Source organism: Lentzea sp. NPDC020367 (assembly GCF_044387305.1).
Taxonomy (GTDB): Bacteria; Actinomycetota; Actinomycetes; order Mycobacteriales; family Pseudonocardiaceae; genus Lentzea.
The window spans coordinates 61,708-84,019 of record NZ_JBIRVV010000017.1; the positions used below are offsets into that span (position 1 = coordinate 61,708).

Here is a 22,312-nt window from a genome sequence, read left to right on the forward strand (position 1 = left end):
TGACTCGACATCGACAAGGTGTCGGTTTTCGTAGGACACCGCGTCGGTGCCGCCACTACAACTAACGACACCGGCACCGGCCTCCGTAACCCCCGCTCGACAACTGGTAGCTACGGGACGGCGAACGTCCTTTGCTTGACCGGGCAACTGAACTGTTCGCGTTTGGTTCGATCACCGTTCAGCATGTCCGGGCACCGATGTGAGTCCGCTCACCGCTGTGAGCCGACCGCTCGTCGTGCTCCAAACGCTTCGATCTTCAGCCGGACCTGCCCTGGCGCGTGCGTTCACCGGGCCGAACGGCGTAATCGCCGAGACCTCCACAACCACCTCCCATCCGCTCACCGTGCAGCTCGTCAGCTCGGCCCGGTTCTCCGAGGCCACGCGTTTTGCCTGCTCACAAGCGCTTTCAGCGCTTTCGGTGAGACGAGCGGCAGCCGCGAGCGCCGCCAGGTCGGCCGCACCGGTGACCCGATGCCGTGCAACTACCGCCGATCCGATCTGCGCACCGGCCACCGTGACGATGATCAGCAACAACATCGCCACCACACCGCTCACCGCAGCCGAACCGCGATCACCGCCGGACCGCTCGCCGTTCATCGCGGCTCCGGCACGGCGAACGCCCGCGCGCTGAGCGGCAAGCCCAGCGGTCCGCGTTTGCTGACGACGACCTTGATCGCGTCGGCTTGGACGTCGATCACGACGTTGGCACCGGACACGATCTGTGCGGCCGCCTCCGCACCGCGCTGCTGTTCACCGCGCGCCGTGAGCCGTGCTGCTTCTCTCGCCGCGTCGGCGCACCGCATCTGCTCGGTGACCGCCGCCAGTCCGTTCGCCCCCAGCCACACGGCCATCAGCAACGCGCTGACCGCGATCGCCGCCTCGACCGTGGCCATGCCCCGGTCATCAGACCGAAGACAACGCACGCTGTATCAACCCTTGCAGCTGGTTCTGCATGAAGTCGCTGGTGAGGAGCACGTACAGCAGGCCGGCGAACGCGGCCGCCGCCAACGTCCCGATCGCGTACTCCACCGTGCTCATGCCGCTGTCGTCGTCGAGCAGGTCCATCTGCTTCTCCTAGTTGAGGAATTGGCCGGCCAGGCCCAGCACCACCGGCGCGACGCCGAGGCACAGGAAGGCCGGCAGGAAACACAGTGCGAGCGGCGCCGCCACCGCGACCGCGGCCTTCTGCGCCTTCGCTTCCGCGTCGTCGCACGCTTCCGACCTGGTGCGCTCGGCGAGTTCGGCGGTCTGCCGGGCGAGCGCCGCCCCGGATCGCGCGGTCCGTCTCGCGGCCCTGGCGAGCAACGCGGTGGCCGGCTGGTCGAGCGCGGACGCCCACGCCGTGACGGGATCAGCGCCCAGCTTCAGCAGTTCGGCGACCTGGCTCAGTTCCTTCACGTCGACCGCCTGGATCGCGGTGGGCACCGGCAACCCGGCTTTCAGGCACGCGGCCAGCAGGTCCCAGGCCGCGGCCCGTTCGAACGGGCCATCTGGTTTCTTGTTGTCGTGCGGCGGGTCGTGGGCCCGGGGCGTCAACCGATCAATCGATCGTCGCGGCGAGGGCGCGAGAAGGACCGCCAGCGCGAGGAGCAGGAACGTCACGGCTCCACCTCCGTGATCCGCTGCGTCCACCACACCCCTGCCGCCACGAACACCGCTCCCAGCGCCAGGAGGAACTGCCCAGCCACCGTGCTCGTGAGCACGTGAAACGGCCGCGCACCACTGAACTCGCCCAGCAACACGCCGACCACCGGCAACACCGCCAGCACCGCCGCACTCGCCCGCGGCCCGGCCATCCGCGCGTGCACCTGCCGCGCGAACGCCGCCCGTTGATCGAGATCACGCCTCGTGGCGTCCAGCACCTCGGCCAACGCCACACCGTGCTTCGCCGACACGTGCCACGCCTTGGCCAGCTGGTCCACCGCCTTGCCGAGCAACGGCTGCCGCAGCTCACGCAACGTCCGCTCCACGTCACCGCCGAGCCTCGACGTGGCCGCCGCCGCTTTCAGCACTTCCTTCGCCGGTGCCGCGGTGTCCTCCGCCGCGCCTTCGGCCGCCTGGGCGGGTTGCGCGCCCGCTCGCAGCTCGTCGACCACACCGCCCAGCCCGGTGCTCAGCGCTTCGGTCGCCCGCCGGAGTGCGGTGTTTCGCCTGTGCTGCTTGAGGATTCTCCGGCCCGTCACTCCCAGCACGACACCGGCGACCAGCCCGCCGACGCCCGCCACGAGGTAGGTGACCGTCGCCGCGGCGGCCAGCCAGAGGTACGGCGGCACAACGATTTCCCTGTTGCGGCGCGGTCTGAGCCTGCGGATCGGTTTGAGCTGCGGCCACACGATCAGCGCCGTCGCGAGCAGCAGAAGGCTCAGCACAGCAACTCCTTCTCGTGCCACCCGTGCTCACGCGTCCAGACAGGACGGACCACGAGACCGTCGTTCCGCCCGAACACCCCGATCTCGCTGAGGTACCGGATGTTGTTGTCCCGCCGCATGTGCAGCACGATCCGCACCGCCGCTGAAACCTGACTGTGCAACGCCTGCGGCGAGAGCCCACCCAACGCGCCAAGAGCTTCCAGCCGCGCGGGCACCTCAGCCGGCGAGTTGGCGTGCAACGTCCCGGCACCCCCTTCGTGCCCGGTGTTCAACGAGGTGAGCAACTCCCGCACCTCGGCCCCGCGCACCTCCCCGACCACGATCCGGTCGGGCCGCATCCGCAGGGCCTCCCGCACCAGCTCCCGCGTGGTGATCTCGCCCGCGCCCTCGACGTTCGCCGGCCGCGCGGTGAGCCGCACGAACTGCGGATGGTCGGGATTCAGCTCACCGGCGTCCTCCACGCACACGATGCGTTCCTTCGGCGAGACGCACCCGAGCAACGCCGACAACAACGACGTCTTGCCCGACCCGGTGCCACCGACCACCAGAAACGCCATGCGCCTGCGGACGATCGCACGCAACGTCTCCGCGATCTCGGCGTCGAACGTGCCGAGTTCCTGCAGCGCCGGGAGGTCGTGCGTCGCCGGTCTGAGGATCCGCAACGACAGGCAGGTGCGGTCCGCGATGGGCGGCAACACGGCGTGCAGCCGGACCCCGCTGCCCGGCAACCACCCGTCGACGCACGGCGAGGCATCGTCGAGCCGCCTGCCCGCAGCGACCGCCAGGCGTTGCGCGAGCCGCCGGACGGCGTCTTCGTCGGGGAAGGTGACGCCGGTGCGGCGCAGGCCCGTCGTGCCGTCCACCCAGACCTGGTCCGGCGCGGTGACCAGCACGTCGGTGGTGCCGGGGTCGGCGAGGAGCGGGTCGAGCGGGCCGGTGCCGCTGAACTCCTGGCGCAGCACCTGGAGTGCTTCGAGGACGTCCGAGTCGGCCAGCACACCGCCGGCTTCGGAACGGACCGCGTGGGCCACGACGGCCGCGGACAGTTCCATGTCGGCGCCGGCCAGGCGGTGGCGGACGCGGTCGATCAGAGCGGAGGTCATGGCGCGCACCTCGCGGGTCCGGCACGCCCTCTACCGCAGGAGAACGAGGCGGTCACGGCGCAGCGTCGGGAACCTGCCACGTCGGCAGTGGACGCCGCAGCCACGGCGCAGCTTCGAGAACTGGGCAATACGGCCACGTCGGAAACGGACGCCGCAGTTATGGCGCGGCTTCGGGAACCGGGCGCAGTGGACGCCGCAGGCACGGCACGGCTTCGGGAACCGGGCGCGACGGTTGCGTCGACAGGAGACGCCGCTGTCACCGCGCGACTGCGAGAACCGGGCACGACGGTTGCGTCGGCAGTGGACGTCGCGGTCATGTCGCGGCCTCCGGGCGGCGGGCGTGGCGGCCGTAGGTGACCTCGCGGCCGGTCAGGCGGAGCCACGTTTCCTGGCACCAGATGAGGAAGCGGTTCACTTCGGCTTCTCCTTCTCCTGCTTGAAGATGAAGCGGGGTGGGTAGAGGCGGCCGTAGACGACGAGGTTGCGCAGCATCCGGCACAGGATGCGGAGGCGGATCACGGCTGGAACTCCTTCCGCGCCAAGGGAATCAGCGGCGGAGCGGGCTCCCCTTGCGCCTCGAGGAAGACCGGCACGCACCCACACCCGGCGTAGGGCGTCGGCGCGGTGTCGTTGTCTCCCAACAGCAGTGCGACGTACTCGGCCTCGTCGGCGGCCGACACGGCGTCCGCCGCCTCGGGCGGGACGGTCATGGGCGGAGCTCCTTCAGCACCACGCGGGCCGCCGTGGCGAGCGGGCCCTTGGGGTTGCGCGGGAAGCGGCCCCGCTCCAGCACCTCGGCCAGGCCCGGCTCGGCGCGCATCGAGGTCAGCAGCGGGATGCCGATCACGTCGGCCATCTCGCCGGGCTGGAGGTTGCCGGGTGACGGGCCGCGGACCACCAGGCGGAGGTTGCGGCCGTGCGTCAGGAGGCGGGAGGCGACTCGGCCGGCGGCCGCGGTGGCGCGGACTTCGGCCGGCACCACCAGGATCGTCAGGTCGGTGCGGTCCAGTGCCGCGGACGCGGAGGCCGTGGGGAAGCGCGGCAGGTCGCAGATCACCGTGCAGCCCGCTCGGCGGCCCGCGTCGAGGACGGCCGCCACGGCTGCCGGTTCCGGGTCCGGGGCGGCGCGGTCGCAGGCCAGGACGCTCAGGTTGCCCGAGGTGGGCAGGGCCGCTCGCAGGGCCGACATCGGGACTCTGCCACCGGTGGCGTGCACGCCCGGCCAGCGGGCGCCCTGGTCCGACTCGGTGCCCAGGGCCAGGTCTATGCCGCCGCCCAGCGGATCGCAGTCGACGAGCATCGCCTCGCCGCCGGACTCCACCGCCTCGCGGCCGCACGCGATGGCCAGGGTGGAGGCGCCGGCGCCTCCCCTTCCGCCGATGAACGACACCACCCGGCCCCGGTCCGAGGGCGGACCCTCTCCCAGATCGGTCAGGGCCGTCACCAGGGAGCGGCCTTCCACCGGGAGCTCGAGGACGCCGTCCGCGCCCAGGGCCACTGCCGGCGCCCAGGGCGGGTCGCCGCCGTGGACGACCAGGACGCCGGTGCGACGGGGGAAGCCCGCGTCCAGGCAGGCGGAGACCGCTGCGGGGTCCAGCAGGACCAGCGGCGCGCTGTGCCACTGCGAGCGCAGCGACGTGACGTCCGGGGCGCAGGAGAGCGGGCAGTCGGCCGCGGCGGCCACCCGGAGGACCTCGTCGAGGAGGTCCTGGTCCGTGAGCAGGGCGATGGGGTGGGTCATGGGATCAACGGTGGTCAGTCGTGAGGAACGACACAACGGGCGTAGATCCACATGTGGACAAGTCAGCGGCTGTGGACAAGTCGCGATCTTGGAAGCCTTGCCAGGGCGGAAGTGTCGGACCCGTGTGCGACGCTGGAGGGTTGGGCGCACGAGCCTCGGGCAAGGGCCGCAGAGGTCCAGTCGCACCCGCCTGGAAACGGGGTCCGGATATGGGACGACCCCCGCCAGGGGGGAGGGACGGGGGTCGTCAATGGTTCAGTCCCGGGGGGTCGGACTGAACCCGTCCGTCGAACCGGACTCACCTACTGTATCCCCATGCGCCAGTGCCGCGCGCAACTTCCGCAACAGCCGCGGGCCAAGTTTCGGTAACCGTGCAGCACAACGGTTTCGTACACGAACGAAATGCCGCCCGAACGGCCTACTGACGAGTACACCTAAGCTGAGGTACATGAGCCGGATCGCCGCCTTCTTCGACCTCGACAAGACCGTGATCGCGAAGTCGAGCACGCTGGCGTTCAGCCGACCCTTCTTCCAGGAGGGGCTGATCAACCGCCGCGCGGTGCTGAAGAGCGCATATGCGCAGTTCGTGTTCATGCTCGCCGGCGCGGACGCGGATCAGATGGACCGCATGCGGGCGCACATCACGGCGCTCGCGGCCGGCTGGGACGTCGAACAGATCCGCAGCATCGTCAGCGAGACGCTGCACGACATCGTCGATCCACTCGTCTACAAAGAAGCGACGCAGTTGATCGCCGACCACAAGGCCGAGGGCCACGACGTCGTCATCGTGAGCGCGTCCGGCGAGGAGCTGGTCGCCCCCATCGCCGAGATGATCGGGGCGGACTACAGCGTCGGCACCAAGATGGTGATCCTCGACGGCCGCTACACCGGCGACGTCGACTTCTACTGCGCCGCCGACAACAAGGCGGTCGCGATCAAGCAGCTCGCCGCCGAGCACGGCTACGACCTCGCGAAGAGCTACGCCTACTCGGACAGCGTCACGGACCTGCCGATGCTCGAGGTCGTCGGCCACCCGACGGTCGTGAACCCGGACCGGGGCCTGCGCCGCATCGCCGTCGAGAAGGACTGGCCCGTGCAGCAGTTCGTCGACCCGGTGAGCCTGCGCTCCCGCATCCCCACCCCGTCGGGCAGGACGGTCGCCGTCACGGCCATCAGCCTCGGCGCCGTCGCGGCGGCCGGCGCGGCCTGGTACGGCCTGCGCCGGAAGCGCACCCGCGGCTGAAGTCAAGGCCTCGCAACAAAAAATCACCGAAGGTGGCCGGTACTGACGAGTAGCGGCAACGCGCCGCGCATGTGGTGCCCGCGTGAGTGCACGACAACGCCCTGGCAGCGGTACCCGAACGCGACCAGAACCTCACAAATCCAAGAACGCCAGTACTTTCACTACTGAACGTGGCTTGAACGGTGCACCCGTCCGAGCCCTTGCTGTGACCGGGCCCACGCACTTAAATGGGTGGTGCGGACCTCGGGTCGGCCAGGGACCAGACGAAGAGAAGTCAGGATCCACCCCGGCCAAGCTCCGTGCGCGGACTTCGAGTACCCACGCGCAGCACGCCGCGGGAGGCTTGTCGTCTAGGGCCTGCGTACCGGGACGCCGGACGCCGAGGCCAGGGTTGTACGACTGGAGTTGCACGCTTGGTAACTCGCAAGCCCGCGCTGAAGACGGGGCACCCTTTCGAGGGTGCCCCGTCTGCTTGTTAGGCCAACTTTTGCCGACGAACGGCAGAATGTGCGCCCGTTGACCCACCACGCAGTCGTGAGTAACTTGCGAAATACGCCAGTTACCTGTGGGAACATCACCGGGAGGCACGGACAAGTGCGGAAGTTCGCCGCGTTGACGCTGGTCACAGCCATGGTCGCCCTCACGCCGGTGGCGAGAGCGGACGCCTCCGTGACCACGCTGCGCGGGATGTCGCTGGAACAGAAGGTCGGCCAGCTCTTCGTCACGTACGTCAACGGCCAGGCCGCCGACGTCCCGCACCCCAAGAACCAGGCCGACTTCGGCGTGGCCACGCCCGCGGAGATGGTGCGCAAGTACCAGCCCGGCGGCGTCATCTACTTCAACAACTCGAGCCGCGACAACATCGACACCCCGAAGCAGATCGCGCAGCTCTCGAACGGCCTGCAGAAGGCCAGTCGCATCCCCCTGCTCATCTCCACCGACCAGGAGATGGGCCTCGTCACGCGCATCGGCCCGCCGGCCACCCAGTTGCCGGGCAACATGGCCCTCGGCGCCGGCCGCAGCACGAAGGACGCCGAAGAGGCCGCGCGCATCACCGGCCAAGAGCTTCGCGCGATGGGCATCAACCAGAACTTCGCCCCGGACGCCGACGTGAACTCCAACCCGGCGAACCCGATCATCGGCGTGCGCAGCTTCAGCAGCGACCCGAAGCTCGCGGCCGACATGGTCGCGGCACAGGTCCAGGGCTACGAGGGCCGCCGCTGGTTCGACCTGAGCTCGGTCACCTCGACCGCCAAGCACTTCCCCGGCCACGGCGACACGTCCGAGGACAGCCACACCGCCCTGCCGGTCTCGAACCGCAGCCTCGACCAGTGGCGCCAGATCGACGCTCCGCCGTTCAAGGCCGCCATCGCCGCCAAGATCGACTCGATCATGACCGCGCACATCCAGGTGCCGCAGATCGACCCGTCCGGCAACCCGGCCACGCTCAGCCCGAAGATCATCACGGGTCTGCTGCGCGACGAGCTGAAGTACGACGGCGTCGTCATCACCGACTCGCTGGAGATGGCGGGCGTCCGCAAGCTCCACTCCGACGCCGAGATCCCGGTGCTGGCCATCAAGGCGGGCGTCGACCAGCTGCTGATGCCGCCGAACCTCGGCCTCGCGATCGACAGCGTCATCAAGGCCGTCCGCAGCGGTGAGATCACCGAGCAGCGCATCGACCAGAGCGTCCTGCGCATCCTGAAGATGAAGCTCCTGCGCGGCGTCATGCTCACCGCCGAGGTCGACGAGAACAAGGTCGACCAGGTCGTCGGCTCCAACGCGCAAAGCGCCCAGGCCATCGCCGACCGCACCATCACGGCCGTCCGCAACGACGCCCAGGCGATCCCCCTGAACGCCACCGCTCCCCTGGTCGTCGGCACCAGCGACGCCACCACGGCAGCCCTGGCGACGCGACTCAAGGGCACCAAGGTCGTCACCGCGACCAGCCCCACCCCGGCGCAGATCCAGCAGGCGGTGGCCGCGGCGGCCAACGCGGACAAGATCGTCGTGCTGACCAACAACGCGAGCACCAGGCCCGCCCAGGTCGACCTGATCAACCAGCTCGTGGCCACCGGCAAACCGGTCATCGCGGCCGCCACCGGCAACCCGTACGACGTCGCCCACAGCAACGCCAAGACGTGGCTCGCCACCTACTCGACCACGACGGTCTCGATGGAGGCGCTGGCCAGGATCCTGCTCGGCGAGGCCAAGCCGCAGGGCAAGCTCCCGGTCGACGTGCCAGGCCCGACCCCCTACCCGTTCGGACACGGAGTGACCTGGTGAGAAGGCGGAGCTTCCTCGCGGCAAGCGCCCTGTCCGTCCCCCTCGTCAGCACAGCGACCGCCCACGCGTCCCCGAAGCTCGCCACCGCCTCCGAACAGCTCGCGCAGGACGGCTGGCGCAAGCTCAAGGGCCGCAAGGTCGGCGTGCTCACGAACCCGACGGGCATCCTCAAGGACCAGACCCACGTCGTCGACTCGATGGTCGCCCACGGCGCCAAGCCGACCGCCGTCTTCGGGCCAGAACACGGCTTCCGAGGCACGGCCCAGGCAGGCGGCTCCGAAGGCGACTACGCGGACCCGCGCACCGGCATCCCGGTGTACGACACGTACCAGGCCACCCCCGCGAAGATCCAGGCGATGTTCACGAAGGCGGGCATCGACACGGTCGTGTTCGACATCGCGGACGTGGGCGCACGCTTCTACACCTACATCTGGTCGCTGTACCAGGCGATGGAAGCGGCCAAGGACCTGGACTTCATCGTCCTCGACCGCCCGAACCCCATCGGCGGCACGGCGAACGGCCCGCAGCTCGACCCGGCCTACGCGACCTTCGTGGGCCTGAAGCCGATCGTCCAGCAACACGGCATGACGGTCGGCGAACTGGCCCGCCTCTTCCAGGGCGAGTTCGACCTGACCACGAGGCTGGAGGTGGTCAACGTCCGGAACTGGCGGCGCACCCAGCTCGACACCGGCCTGCCGTGGGTCCCGCCGAGCCCGAACATGCCCACCCAGGACACCGCGCTGGTCTACCCCGGCACGTGCCTGTTCGAGGGCACGGTGCTGTCCGAGGGCCGCGGCACCACCCGTCCGTTCGAAACGGTCGGCGCGCCCGGCATCGACTGGCGCTGGGCCGAGTCCCTCAACGCCCTGAACCTCAGGGGAATCAGGTTCCGCGAGACCTACTTCTCGCCGACGTTCAACAAGTTCCAGGGCAAGACCTGCGGCGGTGTCACCCTGCACGTCACCGACGCAGCCCAGTTCGACGCCATCAAGGCCGCCGTCGCCATGCTGATCACCGCGAAGTCGTTGTACCCCGCCGTGTTCGCGTGGCGTCCCGACAACTGGATCGACAAGCTCAGCGGCTCCGACCGGCTGCGCACGATGATCGACGCCCAGGCTCCACTGGACGAGGTCACCGGTGTGTGGCAACAGGAGCTCCAGCAGTTCCGCCGCACCCGCCTGCCCTACCTGCGCTACCGGTGAGGACGCCATGCTCATCCCTGCACTGGCCGTCGCACTCGTGACGACGGCAGTACCCGGCCACTTCGACCAGCCCCAGGACGGCTTCGCGCACCGCTGGACGACGCTGCGCGAGTCGAACCCGTACTTCGCGAACCTCGACCCGGAGCCGATCAACGCGGCACTGCGCCAGCTCCGCGAGTTCCAGAAACCCCAGGCCAACGGCAAACCGCTGTTCGCCGGCGCCGTCACGATGTACGTGCACGACGGCAAGATCGTCACGCACGACCGCACGGGCTACGCGGTTCTGTACAAGGACCAGCAAACCCAGCTGCCAGAAGAAGAACGCGTCCCTATGCGCAAGGACACGATCTTCGACTTCGCGTCCATTTCCAAGCTCTTCACGTCGATCGCGGTGATCCAGCAGGTCGAACAGGGCCGGGTGAGCATCGACGAGAAGGTCGCCACCTACCTGCCCGAGTTCGGCGTGAACGGCAAAGAGAACATCACCGTCAAGCAGCTCCTCACACACACGAGCGGGCTTGAGCCGTTCATCCCGTTGTGGCAGAAGTACCCGGACATCCCGTCACGCATCAAAGGCGTGATGGACGTGAAGCCGAAGTCCACGCCCGGCACCACGTACGTCTACTCCGACCTGAACCTGATCACGCTCGGCGAACTCGTCTTCAAGGTCAGCGGCAAGAAGCTCGACCAGGCGGTCAGCGACGGCATCACCAAGCCGCTCAACATGAAGGACACCGGCTACAACCCGAAGGCCAAGGACCGCACGGCCGCGACCGAGTTCCAGACGGCACCGCCCCGCGGCATCGTCCGCGGCGAGGTGCACGACGAGAACGCGTGGTCCCTCGGAGGAGTAGCGGGCCACGCCGGTGTCTTCGGCACGGCCAAAGACCTCGCCGTACTCGGCCAGACGATCCTCAACGGCGGCACGTACAACGGCCGGCGCATCCTGTCCGAGCACTCCGTCGAGCTGATGCTGACGAACTTCAACCAGCAGTTCCCCGACAACGCCCACGGCCTCGGCTTCGAGCTCGACCAGCGCTGGTACATGGGCGGCCTGAGCGGGCCGGGAACCGCAGGTCACACCGGCTACACCGGCACGTCGTTCGTGATCGACAAGGCCTCGCGGTCGATCGCGATCCTGCTGACCAACCGCGTGCACCCGAGCCGTGACTGGGGCAGCGTGAACCCCGCGCGGAGGGTCGTCGCCGACGGCCTGGCCAACGCGCTCGCGGTCCAGTCACGCGGAAAGCAATGGCGTGCAACGACTTCCGGCGGCACCCTCGTCGCGGAACGCCCGGTCGAGGTCTTCGTGGACGTCGACAAGGGCGACAAGCTGACCATCCAGCACTGGAACGGCACGGACTGGCAGGACGCGCGCACCATCACGACGACCGAACGTCGTTGGGTGCCAACGGAATCCGTGAAGACCAGGTTCGTCTACACCAAGGCAGGCCTCTACAACGGGCGCGGCGTCTACGTGCATGCCCGTGGCGACGTCACGGCCGAGGGCTGGTCAGTGGCACGCCGCTAGCACCTCGGTGAACAGCGGGAGCGCCCGTGGAAACGCGGGCGCTCCAAAGCTCACCACGACTCCCGTGCGGTCGTCGTCGCTCAGCTCGTGCCGGAAGGACGAGAGAGGGTTGACCTCGATCCCACGTTCGCGCGCGGTCTGCACGATCGCCGCCTCGTGCGGTGTGTCGAGCACGGCATGCATTCCCGCCGCGATGCCCGACACCGACGCGTACGGCGAAACAGCCTCCACGAGCCGATCGCGCCGCCGTTGGTATTTGAGCCGCATCCGCCGCACATGGCTGTCGTAGGCGCCGCATTCCAGGAAATCGGCCAGGATCAGCTGATCGAGCATGCTGATGTGCTGCTCCCGGTCGGTCTTCAAGGCCAGGATCGGGTCCACGAACCGGTCCGGCAGCACCATCCAGGCGATCCGCAACGCCGGTGACAACGCCTTGCTGGACGTGCCCAGGTAGACGACGTGCTCCGGATCCAGTCCCTGCACGGCCCCGACCGGCTGCCGGTCATAACGGAACTCGCCGTCGTAGTCGTCCTCCAGCACAAGGCCGTCCACGCGCCGTGCCCACTCCACGGCCGATGCGCGCCGCCGTGGGTGCAAGGGACCGCCCAACGGGAACTGGTGCGCGGGCGTCAACACGCACGCACGCCGGTCGTCGGGCAACTGCTCGGTGTTCGCACCGTGGTCGTCCACCGCCAACGGCACTGTCGACCTCCACATCGAGCGGTGGAAGTCCAGCCCGTACTCCTCGACCACGACGGGCGGTTTCAGCAGCCGGTTGAACATCTGGATGGCGCCGCCGAACCCCGAGCACAGCACGATCCGTTCGGGATCGGCCCGCACACCCCGCGCCCGCGCCAGGTACTCGGCCAGCGCCGTCCGCAACTCGATGCGCCCCTGCGGATCCCCTGGCCCGAACGCCTCCGAGGGCGCCGCCGTCAACGCCCGCCGCGTGGACCGGATCCACTCGGCGCGCGGGAACTCGGTGACGTCGGGCGTGGACACCGTCAGGTCGAACCGCACCTCGGAGTCGGCAACCGGACGCTTCACCGGCGCAGGTGGCGCGACCCGTTGCGCGACAACGGTTCCCGATCCCTGACGCGCGGTCAGCCAGCCTTCTGCCACGAGCTCCGCATAGGCCTCCGCGACGGTGTTCCGCGCGATTCCCAGGTCGACGGCGAGCGACCGCGAGGCGGGCAGGCGAGTGCCGGGCGGCAGCCGTGCCGACCGGACCGCTTCCCGCAGCGACGCCGTCAACCGGTGCCGCAGTCCACCCGGACCGGACAGGTCCAGGTGGAAGTCAAGATTGGCCCACGATTCCACGATCAGATTGCACCATGCTCAGGGCCAATCAGCGTCATAGGTTTTAGCCATGACGAACCGCATCGACCTCGCCAAGAAGGCACCGAAGGTCTACCGCGCCATGATCGCCCTCGACGCCGCCGCCCGCGAGGGTCTCGACGAGCAGCTCGCGGAGCTCGTCCGCATCCGCGCCTCCCAGCTCAACCACTGCGCCTACTGCCTCAACATGCACACGGTCGACGCACGGAAGGGCGGTGAGACCGAGGCCCGCATCTACCTGCTCAGCGCGTGGGAGGAAGCCGGTGACATCTACACCGAGAAGGAGCAGGCCGCGTTGCGCCTCACCGAGGCCATCACGGTCCTGAGCAGCCACGAGTACGTCAGCGACGAGGTCTACGAGCGCGCCGCGAAGCACTTCGGCGAAGAGGAACTGGCCCAGCTCATCGCGCTGATCTTCACCATCAACTCGTGGAACCGGATCGCCGTCTCCACCCGGAAGGTGCCCGACGTCCACTAGGACCTGCCGAGAGAGTGACTTTCGGACACACTCCGTTGACCCTCGCAGTGGCGGTTAGTAAGTTTCCCACGTGTCCACTGATAGCAGTGCCGAGTCCAGTCCACTGGTGAAGATCCGGTCGTTGCTGCCGGGTCTCGCGCGCGCCGAACAGCGCGTCGCGAAGGTGGTGCTGGAGAACCCCGGAACTGTCGCGCACCGCAGCATCACCGAGGTCGCCGAGCAGGCGGGCACCAGTGAGACGACGGTGACGCGGTTCTGCAAGGCCATCGGCGTGGGTGGATATCCGGAGCTGCGCATCGCGCTCGCCGCCGACACCGCCCGCAGCCAGGCCAGGGCCAACCACGACATGGGTGGCGACATCGGACCGGGCGACGACCTCAAGCAGGTCGTCGGCAAGGTCGCGTTCGCCGACGCCCGCGCCGTCGAGGAGACCGCGGAGCAGCTCGACATCGAGTCGCTCGACAAGGTCGTCCAGGCGGTCGCGGGCGCCCGTCGTGTCGACGTGTACGGCTTCGGCGCGTCCGCGTTCGTCGCGTTCGACATGCAGCAGAAGCTGCACCGCATAGGGCTCACCTGCTTCGCGTGGAACGACACGCACATCGCGCTGACGTCGGCGGCCGTGCTGACCCCCGCCGACGTCGCCGTGGGCATCTCGCACACCGGCTCGACCGCGGAGACCGTCGAGGCCCTCCGCGTCGCTCGCGAGACCGGCGCCACCACCGTCGCGCTGACCAACTTCCCGCGGTCGCCGATCACCGAGGTCGCCGACCACGTGCTGACCACGGCCGCGCGCGAGACCACGTTCCGCTCGGGCGCCATGGCGAGCCGCATCGCCCAGCTCACGGTGATCGACTGCCTGTTCATCGGCGTCGCGCAGCACCACGTGGACTCGGCGAAGACGGCGCTGGAGGCGACCTACGAAGCGGTGTCCGGCCACCGGCTCGGCGCCAGACCAGACGGCCGGCGACGGCCGCGGGAGACGACTAAATGATCTCCCCCCGGAACGGTGTGGTGGTGCGCGTGGAATCTCCGACCGAGCAACGGAACCCCCGCACCACGGACATCGACCGGGTATCCACGATCGACGTGCTGCGCATGATCAACGACGAGGACCGCACGGTCCCGGCGGCGGTCGCGGAAGCACTGCCGGACCTGGCCCGCGCGGTCGACCTGGGCGTCACTGCGATCATGTCCGGCGGCCGCGTGCACTACGTCGGCGCGGGCACGTCCGGCCGGCTGGCCACGCTGGACGCCGCTGAGCTCGTGCCCACCTTCAACGTTCCCGGCGACTGGTTCGTCGCCCACCACGCCGGCGGTCCGGAAGCCCTCGTCCGTGCCGTCGAAGAGGTGGAGGACCACTCCGGCGCAGCCCAGATCCGTCGCCACGCCACCGGAAAAGACCTGGTCGTGGGCGTGACGGCGTCCGGACGCACGCCGTTCGTGATCGGCGCCCTGCAGGAGGCGCGAGCGCTTGGCGCCCACACGGTGCTGGTGTCGAACAACGCGTCGGTGCCGTTCACCCCGGACGTCCTCGTCACGCTGAACACCGGTCCCGAGGCCATCGCCGGCTCCACCCGGATGAAGGCGGGCTCGGCCCAGAAGCTGGTCCTGACCTCGTTCTCCAGCGCGGTGATGATCAAGCTCGGCCGCACCTACTCGAACCTGATGGTCAGCATGCGCGCCACCAACGCGAAGCTGCGCGGCCGGACGATCCGGATCCTGCACGAGGCCACCGGCCAGCCGGAGACCGCGTGCGAGCAGGCGCTGGCGGACGCGTCCGGCGACCTCAAGGTCGCGTTGGTGCACCTGCTCTCCGGCGCACCGACCGAACGTGCGGCCGCCGCTCTCGAGGACACCAAGGGCCACGTCCGCAACGCCCTGGACCGGCTAGCCGGCTGACACCACGTCCGGCCCGAACACCTCGTAGTGGATGTCGGTGACGCCCGCTTCGAGCAACTGGGCTCGCACGGCACGCAGGAACGGCACGGGCCCACACAGGTACGCGGTCGTGTTCGGCGGGATCTCGACGCCGGCGAGGTCCACGTACCCGGTCCGCTCGGCCGGCCACTCCCCGATCGGCCGTTCGTAGAAGACGTGGGCCCGCGCGTCCTCCAGCTTGGCCACGAGCTGGGCGAGTTCGGCGCGGAACGGGTGCGAGAGCTGGTCGCGGTCGCCGTGCACCGCGACCACCTGCCGCGGTGAATCCGTGGCGGCCAGTTCGGCGAGCATCGAGATCATCGGCGTGCAGCCGATCCCGGCCGACACGAGCAGCACCGGGCCGTCACCGGGCTCGAGCGTCACGTCCCCGCTGGGATGACTGAGCTTCAGCGTGCTGCCGACCGGCGCGAAGTCGTGCAGGCGGTTCGACACCTCGCCGTCCCGCTTGACCGAGAACTGCAGCGCGTCGTCGGTCCGTCCGGAGAGGCTGTACTGGCGGATCTGCCGGGCACCGTCGGGCAGCGGCACGTGCACCGACACGTACTGGCCCGGCTTGCTCGGGGGCACCGGACCGCTGACCGGCCTGACCACGAACGTCGCCACCTCGTCGGTCTCCTGGAACCGCGCGATCACCCGGTACTCCTGCTGGCCCCTGGGCAGGAACCGCTCCAGGGAGATCAGCGTGTCGGCCATCAGCCAGTAGACCTCGCTCCAGGCCGCCGCGATCTCCGGCGTGACGTCCAGGACCTCGGCGACGGCACCGAGCAGGTGCTCGTGCACGACCGCGTACTGGCCGGAGGTGACGCCGATCGAGACGTGCTTGTGCGCGATGCGGCGCAACATCGCCTCCGGCTGCTGCCCGGCGAGCAGTCCGGTCGCGAAGACCGCGATCGACCCGGCCAGCGCCTGGGCCTGCGTGCCGTTGGCCTGGTTGCCGCGGTTGAACATGATCCGAAGCAGGATCGGGTGCTCGGCGAACAGGCGGTCGTAGAACAGCCGGCTGATCTCTCCGATGGCGGCGCCGACCGCGGGCAGCGTGGCCTCGACCAGTTCGGCGGACTTCGGGGACAGCATCGACGAGCTCCTCACTTCTGCCCCAGGCTGAGCAGAACCGGGCCGGTGGGTTGAGCGACGAGGTCCCCGACGGACAACGGATCCAGTGAGGCGTAGAAGGCTTCCTGAGCCTCGCGCAACGCGTGCCGCAACCGGCAGGCGGAGCTGAGCGGGCAAGGCAGCTCGCCCTCGCAGTCTACGACGTCACCGACGCCCTCCAGGTCGCGCACGAGGCGTCCGATCGAGCTATTTCGGCCCGCGGCGGTGAGCGTCAGCCCGCCTCCCCGGCCACGCCGCGCCTCGACCACGCCGAGGTGCTGCAACTGCGCCACCACCTTCGCCGCGTGGGTGTACTGCACGCCCATGACCTCGGCGACTTCGCGCGTGGTCGGGTGGGTGGAGTCGTCGACGACGGCCAGTCGCATGACGATCCGCAACGCGATGTCGGTGCTCTTGGTCAGCCTCACGTGATCGAGACTAGCTTAATTGGAATCTCAGATGCATGTTATCCGGGCAACACCGGGCGCCACGGGATCGGCGTCGACAGCACCATCGCGCTCGACGTCTCCCCGTGCGACGCCAGCCGCACCAGCAGCCGTTCCAGCTCCAGGATCGACGTCGTCACGACCTTCACGACCGAGCAGATGTCACCGGTGAGCCGCACGACCTCGACCACCTCCGGGCAGTCGTCGAGCAGCTGCGGGTGCACGGTGATGCACCGCGGGCCGTAGCACTTCATGCGCACCAACGCGACGACCGGACGTCCAACGACGGTCGGATCGACCACGGCGCGATAGCCGGTGATCGCGCCCATGTTCTCCAGCCGCCGGACCCGTTGCGCGACCGTCGGCGGTGAGACGTGCACGCGTCGGGCGAGCTCGTTGTACGACAGGCGCGCATCCTCTTGGAGTGCCTCCAACAGGGCCTTGTCCACCTCGTCCAACATGAACGCAAAGCTACCCGGCGATCTGTTTTGCAATCAGAAGAAGTTCGGCGCGAACGCCTTTCGTCGCCCATTCAGGTGACGGGCCGTTCCGGCGACGATTGACCCCATGAGCTGCCCCGTGTCCCCCAAGCTGGATTTCGGCGGCACCACGCCGTACGAGGACTACGTGCACGCGTCGGTGTTGCACACCCTTCAACAGCAGTGGTCCAAAGATCCGCGCGAGATGTCGTTCCTGGTCATCACGCAGGTGATGGAGCTGTACTTCGGCCTGCTCTGCTTCGAGTGGCGGCAGGCCCAGAGCGAGCTGCGCGCCGACGACGTGCGGGCAGCCGTGCGCACGCTCCGGCGTTCCGACCTGCACCTCCAGGCGCTGTCGGCGGCCTGGCGGCCCATCGCGCGGATGACGCCGACCGAGTTCAACTCGTTCCGCGACGCGCTCGGCGAGGGGTCCGGCTTCCAGTCGGGCATGTACCGCGAGATGGAGTTCCTGCTCGGCGAGAAGTCCGCGTCGATGCTGGTGCCGCACCGGGCGGTGCCGGCGATGCACGAGCAGCTGGAGAAGTCGCTGGCGCTGCCGTCGCTCTACGACGACGTGCTGGGCGCGTTGAAGCGCAAGGGTTTCGACGTCCCGCAGAGCGTGCTGGACCGCGACCTGACCAAGGCCTACGAGCCGTCGGCCGAGGTCGAGCAGGTGTGGGCGGCGATCTACCGCGGCAACGACCGCGACCTGCTGGAGCTGGGCGAGGCGCTGACCGACATCGCCGAGGAGTTCGCGCGCTGGCGCTACGACCACCTGCTCGCGACCCGGCGGTCGATGGGCTCCAAGGTCGGCACGGGCGGCTCCGCTGGTGTTGCATGGCTGGAGAAGCGCACCCAACGAGCGGTGTTCCCCGAGCTGTGGACCGCGAGGAGTTACGTGTGAGGCGCGAGCTGTTCGATCTCCCCGAAGGCGTCGTCTACCTCGACGGCAACTCCCTTGGCGCACCACCGAAGCACGTCGCCGCGCGCATGCAGGAAGTGATCGGCCACCAGTGGGGCACGCGGCTGATCCGGTCGTGGAGCGAAGGCTGGTGGGAGACGCCGCAACGGGTCGGCGACCGCGTCGGCCGGCTGATCGGAGCGGCCGAAGGCCAGGTCGTGGTCGGCGATTCCACGTCGGTCAACGTCTACAAGGCGTTGATGGGCGCGGTGAAGGGCACCGAACGCACCGAGATCGTGTGCGACGAGTCGACGTTCCCGACCGACGGCTACATCGCGCAGTCGGTGGCTTCGTTGACCGGTATGAAGATCCGCGCGGCGCATCCGTCCTCTTTGGACCTGACCGAGGACACCGCCGTGGTGTTGCTCAACCAGGTCGACTACCGCACCGGCGCGCTGCACGACATGAAGGCGCTCACCGAGCAGGCGCACGCCGTTGGCGCACAGGTGGTCTGGGACCTCTGCCACAGCGCGGGCGTGCTGCCGATCGAGTTGGACGCCCTCCAGGTCGACTTCGCGATCGGCTGCACCTACAAGTTCCTCAACGGCGGACCGGGCTCACCGGCGTTCATCTACGTGCCGCACGCGAAGCAGGCCACGTTCGAGAACCCGTTGTCGGGCTGGAACGGCCACCGCGAACCGTTCGGCATGAAGTCGTCCTACGAACCGGACGCCGGGATCGCGAGGGCACGCGTCGGCACGCCGGACATCCTGTCGATGCTGGCGCTCGACGCCGCGCTGGACGTCTGGGACGACGTCGACCTGGCCGAACTGCGGCAGCGCGGCCTGGCGCTCACCGCGTTGTTCCGCGAGCACGTCGAGAAGCTCACGAACCTCGAGGTGATCACGCCCGACCAGCGGGGCAACCAGATCTCGGTCCGGTGCCCCGATGCCAGGAACGTCATGGACGAGCTGATCGCGCGCGGAGTCATCGGCGACCACCGGCCGCCGGACGTCCTCCGCTTCGGGTTCGCCCCGCTCTACGTCACCGACGAGGACGCGATCAGGGCAGCCGAGGTCCTGGCCGAGATCGTCAACTAGCTTGCGCGGCGTCCGCGATGCTCTTGGCCTCGCGGGCGCCCGCCTCCAGCGACGAGCACACGAACAGGATCCACTGGGTCAGGCCTTCCAGAGACCCCGACGCGAACGCCACGGAAGCGGCCTCGTACTCGGACGACCGGCGCAGGCACGCCACCTCGGGCACGCCGAGCCCCTTGGGATCGAGGCCGGTGGAGATCGACGTCATCCGGGCCGCGGCACGGGCGATCACGCCGTTGGCGACGTCGAACGGCGCCAGCCCGAGCAGTTCGCCGTGCACGACGGCGACGACGATCGGGGCCGGCACGGACGTTCCGCCGGTGACCAGCGAGCCGAGCATGTCGAGCCGAGCCGACACGTCCGCGGAGACGCGCGGCCGTCCGACCTCGGCGGAGAGATCGGCGGCGGCGAGAACGTGCAACCGTGCGAGGGCCTGCAACGGCGCGCGCTGCCAGGTGCCGACGAGCCCGCCCAGTGCCTCGGCGATCCGCAAGGACCCGGCCAGCACGGGATCCGAGACCTCGCCGGACTCCGGGATCTCGGTCGGCCCGCCCTCCAGGGCGGCCGACGCACGGGCCGCGCGGACGGACGCCTCCGCCGCCGTCGTGGCCCAGCCACGCAGGTTCACCCGATGGCGGTGCACCTGGAAGACGGCGTCCTTGGCGGCGTTCGCGGCGTCAGCCACGCCAGGCAAGGAAAGCAGCGGAGCGAGAGGATCGGTCACGGTGGCGCAGAGTACCTGACCAGGTGAAACGCGTGACCCAGCTCACTGAGCCAACCGCTGAGCGCGCAACTGCGCCCGTTCAACGCGCCACACGTGCCCGGACCAGACAAAACGGGTTACACAATGACAGCCGTGTAACCGACCTCCCAAGATTGGTCTGAACCTTTCTGGGGAGGAGCCTGTTGGAAGTGAGCTGGCTCGCACTACGGTCAGTACCCGCATCCCCAACCGGTCTGGACATTCCAGGAGGTCTCGCACCATGACGCAGTCGCCAGGCCAGGGCAACGCTCTGGACAACCTGCTCACGGAGAGCAGGACGTTCCCGCCTTCCGACGAGTTCGCGGCACAGGCGAACGCACAGCCCGAGCTGTACGAGGAGGCGAAGGCCGACCGCGAGGCGTTCTGGGCGAAGCAGGCGGAACGGCTGCACTGGGACACCAAGTGGGACCAGGTCCTCGACTGGTCGGACGCGCCGTTCGCGAAGTGGTTCGTGGGCGGCAAGCTCAACGTGGCCTACAACTGCGTCGACCGCCACGTCGAGTCCGGCCACGGTGACCAGGTCGCCATCCACTGGGAGGGTGAGCCGGGCGACTCCCGCGCCATCACCTACGCCGAGCTGCAGCGCGAGGTCTCCAAGGCCGCGAACGCGTTGACGTCGCTGGGAATCGGTGCCGAGGACCGTGTCGCGATCTACATGCCGATGGTCCCCGAGGCGATCTTCGCGATGCTCGCGTGCGCCCGTGTCGGCGCGTTGCACAACGTCGTGTTCGGCGGCTTCTCCGCCGAGGCGCTGCGCACCCGCATCCAGGACTCCGAGTGCCGGCTCGTGATCACGACCGACGGCCAGTACCGCCGCGGCACCCCGGCTCCGCTCAAGCCCGCCGTGGACGAGGCCGTCGCCGACGCGCCGTCCGTGGAGAAGGTCATCGTCGTCAAGCGCACCGACACCGAGGTCGCGTGGACCGACAAGGACGTGTGGTGGCACGAGCTGGTGGACTCGCAGTCCGACCAGCACACCCCCGAGGCGTTCGACGCGGAGCACCCGCTCTTCATCCTCTACACCTCGGGCACCACGGGTAAGCCGAAGGGCATCCTGCACACGTCCGGCGGCTACCTCACGCAGGCGTCGTACACGCACCACAACGTGTTCGACCTCAAGCCGGACACCGACGTGTACTGGTGCACCGCGGACATCGGCTGGGTCACCGGCCACAGCTACATCGTCTACGGCCCGCTGTCGAACCGCGTGACGCAGGTCGTCTACGAAGGCACGCCGAACACCCCGCACGAGGGCCGCCACTGGGAGATCGTGCAGAAGTACGGCGTCTCGATCTACTACACGGCGCCGACGCTGATCCGCACCTTCATGAAGTGGGGCGCGGACATCCCGGCCAAGTACGACCTCAGCTCGTTGCGCGTGCTGGGTTCGGTCGGCGAGCCGATCAACCCCGAGGCGTGGATCTGGTACCGCGAGAACGTCGGCGGCGGCAAGGCTCCCATCGTGGACACGTGGTGGCAGACCGAGACCGGCGCGATCATGATCTCGCCGCTGCCCGGCGTCATCTCGACCAAGCCCGGCTCCGCGCAGCGCCCGCTGCCCGGCATCGGCGCGAAGGTCGTCAACGACGAGGGCGTCGAGGTTCCCGCGGGTGGCGGTGGCTACCTGGTGCTGGACGAGCCGTGGCCGTCGATGCTGCGCGGCATCTGGGGCGACGAGGAGCGCTACCGCGACACGTACTGGTCGCGCTTCAAGGAGCAGGGCTTCTACTTCGCCGGTGACGGCGCGAAGTACGACGCCGACGGCGACATCTGGCTGCTCGGCCGCGTCGACGACGTGATGAACGTGTCCGGTCACCGCATCTCGACCACCGAGGTCGAGTCGGCGCTCGTGTCGCACCCGACCGTGGCCGAGGCCGCTGTGGTCGGCGCGTCCGACGACACGACCGGCCAGGGCATCGTGGCGTTCGTGATCCTGCGCGGTGGCGCGGGTGCGGACGCCGGCGGCGCGGACGCGATCAAGGCGCTGCGCGACCACGTGGCCAAGGAGATCGGCCCGATCGCGAAGCCGCGGCAGATCATGGTCGTGCCGGAGTTGCCGAAGACGCGCTCGGGCAAGATCATGCGCCGCCTGCTGCGCGACGTGGCCGAGAACCGCGCGGTCGGCGACGTGACGACGCTGGCCGACTCGTCGGTCATGGACCTGATCTCGGCGGGTCTGCAGTCGGGCAAGTCCGAGGACTGATCTGCGTAAACGTGACGGGCGTCCTCACTTGAGGGCGCCCGTTCGCGTTAAGATCGCGTCTAGGTGAGCCGGGAAGTCTGGTCGGCACGAGTATTCGTGTAC

General features: G+C 69.0%; 23 protein-coding genes. 10 read left to right on the forward strand and 13 right to left on the reverse strand.

Translation table 11 applies throughout. From position 1 onward, the window contains the following. Nucleotides 1-171: 171 nt before the first annotated feature. The 8 genes from ACH413_RS41210 to ssd form a co-directional block, all read right to left on the reverse strand. Nucleotides 172-597 carry an Rv3654c family TadE-like protein gene (locus ACH413_RS41210; protein WP_360045823.1) on the reverse strand — a complete coding sequence of 142 codons (426 nt, stop codon included), beginning with the start codon at nucleotides 595-597 and terminating at the stop codon, nucleotides 172-174. After that, entirely contained in the window at nucleotides 594-893 is a 300-nt protein-coding gene (locus tag ACH413_RS41215; protein ID WP_360045825.1) for a TadE family type IV pilus minor pilin, read from the reverse strand. The genes ACH413_RS41210 and ACH413_RS41215 overlap by 4 nt, the downstream gene beginning before the upstream one ends. Nucleotides 894-903: 10 nt before the next feature. Beyond that, nucleotides 904-1,065 carry a DUF4244 domain-containing protein gene (locus ACH413_RS41220; RefSeq protein WP_360045827.1) on the reverse strand — a complete coding sequence of 54 codons (162 nt, stop codon included), beginning with the start codon at nucleotides 1,063-1,065 and terminating at the stop codon, nucleotides 904-906. Between the two features lie 9 nt (nucleotides 1,066-1,074). After that, complete coding sequence (locus ACH413_RS41225; RefSeq protein ID WP_360045829.1) at nucleotides 1,075-1,602, reverse strand: type II secretion system F family protein; 528 nt, start codon at nucleotides 1,600-1,602, stop codon at nucleotides 1,075-1,077. Then, on the reverse strand, nucleotides 1,599-2,369 hold the full coding sequence (locus tag ACH413_RS41230) for a type II secretion system F family protein (protein ID WP_360045831.1): 771 nt from the start codon (nucleotides 2,367-2,369) through the stop codon (nucleotides 1,599-1,601). The genes ACH413_RS41225 and ACH413_RS41230 overlap by 4 nt, the downstream gene beginning before the upstream one ends. Next, on the reverse strand, nucleotides 2,363-3,472 hold the full coding sequence (locus ACH413_RS41235) for a TadA family conjugal transfer-associated ATPase (protein ID WP_360045832.1): 1,110 nt from the start codon (nucleotides 3,470-3,472) through the stop codon (nucleotides 2,363-2,365). Before ACH413_RS41235 ends, ACH413_RS41230 begins: the two co-directional genes overlap by 7 nt. Before the next feature lie 515 nt (nucleotides 3,473-3,987). After that, entirely contained in the window at nucleotides 3,988-4,182 is a 195-nt protein-coding gene (locus ACH413_RS41240) for a hypothetical protein (RefSeq protein ID WP_360045834.1), read from the reverse strand. Beyond that, on the reverse strand, nucleotides 4,179-5,213 hold the full coding sequence (ssd, locus tag ACH413_RS41245) for a septum site-determining protein Ssd (protein WP_360045836.1): 1,035 nt from the start codon (nucleotides 5,211-5,213) through the stop codon (nucleotides 4,179-4,181). Before ssd ends, ACH413_RS41240 begins: the two co-directional genes overlap by 4 nt. 448 nt (nucleotides 5,214-5,661) lie before the next feature. Between ssd and ACH413_RS41250 the strand changes: the two genes are divergently transcribed. The 4 genes from ACH413_RS41250 (at nucleotide 5,662) to ACH413_RS41265 (ending at nucleotide 11,475) form a co-directional block, all read left to right on the forward strand. Further along, the gene (locus ACH413_RS41250; protein ID WP_360045838.1) at nucleotides 5,662-6,456 is read left to right on the forward strand and encodes an HAD-IB family hydrolase; all 795 of its coding nucleotides are present in this window, start codon (nucleotides 5,662-5,664) and stop codon (nucleotides 6,454-6,456) included. Between the two features lie 630 nt (nucleotides 6,457-7,086). Next, a complete protein-coding gene (locus ACH413_RS41255) occupies nucleotides 7,087-8,742 on the forward strand; it encodes a glycoside hydrolase family 3 N-terminal domain-containing protein (RefSeq protein WP_360045976.1) in 1,656 nt (551 codons plus the stop codon). Then, a complete protein-coding gene (locus ACH413_RS41260) occupies nucleotides 8,739-9,944 on the forward strand; it encodes a DUF1343 domain-containing protein (RefSeq protein WP_360045840.1) in 1,206 nt (401 codons plus the stop codon). Before ACH413_RS41255 ends, ACH413_RS41260 begins: the two co-directional genes overlap by 4 nt. Nucleotides 9,945-9,951: 7 nt before the next feature. Continuing rightward, on the forward strand, nucleotides 9,952-11,475 hold the full coding sequence (locus tag ACH413_RS41265) for a serine hydrolase domain-containing protein (RefSeq protein WP_360045842.1): 1,524 nt from the start codon (nucleotides 9,952-9,954) through the stop codon (nucleotides 11,473-11,475). Here ACH413_RS41265 and ACH413_RS41270 read toward each other — a convergent pair. Beyond that, nucleotides 11,458-12,795 carry a PLP-dependent aminotransferase family protein gene (locus tag ACH413_RS41270; protein ID WP_360045844.1) on the reverse strand — a complete coding sequence of 446 codons (1,338 nt, stop codon included), beginning with the start codon at nucleotides 12,793-12,795 and terminating at the stop codon, nucleotides 11,458-11,460. The two genes, ACH413_RS41265 and ACH413_RS41270, sit on opposite strands and share 18 nt — an antisense overlap. Before the next feature lie 49 nt (nucleotides 12,796-12,844). On the opposite strand from ACH413_RS41270, the gene ACH413_RS41275 reads away from it, so the two are divergent. The 3 genes from ACH413_RS41275 to ACH413_RS41285 all read left to right on the forward strand — a co-directional run bounded on the left by ACH413_RS41275 (nucleotide 12,845) and on the right by ACH413_RS41285 (nucleotide 15,190). Next, nucleotides 12,845-13,291: a carboxymuconolactone decarboxylase family protein gene (locus ACH413_RS41275; protein WP_360045846.1), complete on the forward strand. Its 447-nt coding sequence runs from the start codon at nucleotides 12,845-12,847 to the stop codon at nucleotides 13,289-13,291. A 106-nt stretch (nucleotides 13,292-13,397) separates the two neighbouring features. Next, a complete protein-coding gene (locus ACH413_RS41280) occupies nucleotides 13,398-14,282 on the forward strand; it encodes a MurR/RpiR family transcriptional regulator (RefSeq protein ID WP_396425788.1) in 885 nt (294 codons plus the stop codon). Next, on the forward strand, nucleotides 14,279-15,190 hold the full coding sequence (locus tag ACH413_RS41285; RefSeq protein ID WP_360045850.1) for an N-acetylmuramic acid 6-phosphate etherase: 912 nt from the start codon (nucleotides 14,279-14,281) through the stop codon (nucleotides 15,188-15,190). Before ACH413_RS41280 ends, ACH413_RS41285 begins: the two co-directional genes overlap by 4 nt. Here the strand turns inward: ACH413_RS41285 and ACH413_RS41290 are convergent. The 3 genes from ACH413_RS41290 to ACH413_RS41300 are packed head-to-tail and all read right to left on the reverse strand — an operon-like array spanning nucleotide 15,179 to nucleotide 17,228. Next, nucleotides 15,179-16,303 (reverse strand): globin domain-containing protein, encoded by a 1,125-nt coding sequence (locus ACH413_RS41290; RefSeq protein ID WP_360045852.1) that lies wholly within the window; start codon nucleotides 16,301-16,303, stop codon nucleotides 15,179-15,181. The two genes, ACH413_RS41285 and ACH413_RS41290, sit on opposite strands and share 12 nt — an antisense overlap. Nucleotides 16,304-16,314: 11 nt before the next feature. Then, a complete protein-coding gene (locus tag ACH413_RS41295) occupies nucleotides 16,315-16,749 on the reverse strand; it encodes an Rrf2 family transcriptional regulator (protein WP_360045854.1) in 435 nt (144 codons plus the stop codon). A 38-nt stretch (nucleotides 16,750-16,787) separates the two neighbouring features. Continuing rightward, entirely contained in the window at nucleotides 16,788-17,228 is a 441-nt protein-coding gene (locus ACH413_RS41300) for an Lrp/AsnC family transcriptional regulator (RefSeq protein ID WP_218164492.1), read from the reverse strand. A gap of 106 nt (nucleotides 17,229-17,334) precedes the next feature. Here ACH413_RS41300 and ACH413_RS41305 point away from each other — a divergent pair, with 106 nt between their 5' ends. After that, nucleotides 17,335-18,150: a tryptophan 2,3-dioxygenase family protein gene (locus ACH413_RS41305; RefSeq protein WP_360045856.1), complete on the forward strand. Its 816-nt coding sequence runs from the start codon at nucleotides 17,335-17,337 to the stop codon at nucleotides 18,148-18,150. Further along, nucleotides 18,147-19,247, forward strand: coding sequence for a kynureninase (gene kynU, locus ACH413_RS41310; RefSeq protein WP_360045858.1), 1,101 nt, complete (start codon nucleotides 18,147-18,149; stop codon nucleotides 19,245-19,247). Before ACH413_RS41305 ends, kynU begins: the two co-directional genes overlap by 4 nt. On the opposite strand, the gene ACH413_RS41315 is transcribed toward kynU, so the two are convergent. Continuing rightward, entirely contained in the window at nucleotides 19,240-19,968 is a 729-nt protein-coding gene (locus ACH413_RS41315; protein WP_360045860.1) for an oxidoreductase, read from the reverse strand. The two genes, kynU and ACH413_RS41315, sit on opposite strands and share 8 nt — an antisense overlap. 259 nt (nucleotides 19,969-20,227) lie before the next feature. On the opposite strand from ACH413_RS41315, the gene acs reads away from it, so the two are divergent. Then, a complete protein-coding gene (acs, locus tag ACH413_RS41320; protein ID WP_360045862.1) occupies nucleotides 20,228-22,210 on the forward strand; it encodes an acetate--CoA ligase in 1,983 nt (660 codons plus the stop codon). The last annotated feature ends 102 nt before the right edge of the window (nucleotides 22,211-22,312 follow it).

Excerpts from the sequence above, each read along its gene's own strand:
- ACH413_RS41210 (WP_360045823.1), bottom strand. The coding sequence starts at position 597 with ATGAACGGCGAGCGGTCCGGCGGTGATCGCGGTTCGGCTGCGGTGAGC.
- ACH413_RS41215 (WP_360045825.1), bottom strand. The coding sequence starts at position 893 with ATGGCCACGGTCGAGGCGGCGATCGCGGTCAGCGCGTTGCTGATGGCC.
- ACH413_RS41220 (WP_360045827.1), bottom strand. The coding sequence starts at position 1,065 with ATGGACCTGCTCGACGACGACAGCGGCATGAGCACGGTGGAGTACGCG.
- ACH413_RS41235 (WP_360045832.1), bottom strand. The coding sequence starts at position 3,472 with ATGACCTCCGCTCTGATCGACCGCGTCCGCCACCGCCTGGCCGGCGCC.
- ACH413_RS41240 (WP_360045834.1), bottom strand. The coding sequence starts at position 4,182 with ATGACCGTCCCGCCCGAGGCGGCGGACGCCGTGTCGGCCGCCGACGAG.
- ssd (WP_360045836.1), bottom strand. The coding sequence starts at position 5,213 with ATGACCCACCCCATCGCCCTGCTCACGGACCAGGACCTCCTCGACGAG.
- ACH413_RS41250 (WP_360045838.1), top strand. The coding sequence starts at position 5,662 with ATGAGCCGGATCGCCGCCTTCTTCGACCTCGACAAGACCGTGATCGCG.
- ACH413_RS41255 (WP_360045976.1), top strand. The coding sequence starts at position 7,087 with ATGGTCGCCCTCACGCCGGTGGCGAGAGCGGACGCCTCCGTGACCACG.
- ACH413_RS41265 (WP_360045842.1), top strand. The coding sequence starts at position 9,952 with ATGCTCATCCCTGCACTGGCCGTCGCACTCGTGACGACGGCAGTACCC.
- ACH413_RS41275 (WP_360045846.1), top strand. The coding sequence starts at position 12,845 with ATGACGAACCGCATCGACCTCGCCAAGAAGGCACCGAAGGTCTACCGC.
- ACH413_RS41285 (WP_360045850.1), top strand. The coding sequence starts at position 14,279 with ATGATCTCCCCCCGGAACGGTGTGGTGGTGCGCGTGGAATCTCCGACC.
- ACH413_RS41290 (WP_360045852.1), bottom strand. The coding sequence starts at position 16,303 with ATGCTGTCCCCGAAGTCCGCCGAACTGGTCGAGGCCACGCTGCCCGCG.
- ACH413_RS41300 (WP_218164492.1), bottom strand. The coding sequence starts at position 17,228 with ATGTTGGACGAGGTGGACAAGGCCCTGTTGGAGGCACTCCAAGAGGAT.
- ACH413_RS41305 (WP_360045856.1), top strand. The coding sequence starts at position 17,335 with ATGAGCTGCCCCGTGTCCCCCAAGCTGGATTTCGGCGGCACCACGCCG.
- acs (WP_360045862.1), top strand. The coding sequence starts at position 20,228 with ATGACGCAGTCGCCAGGCCAGGGCAACGCTCTGGACAACCTGCTCACG.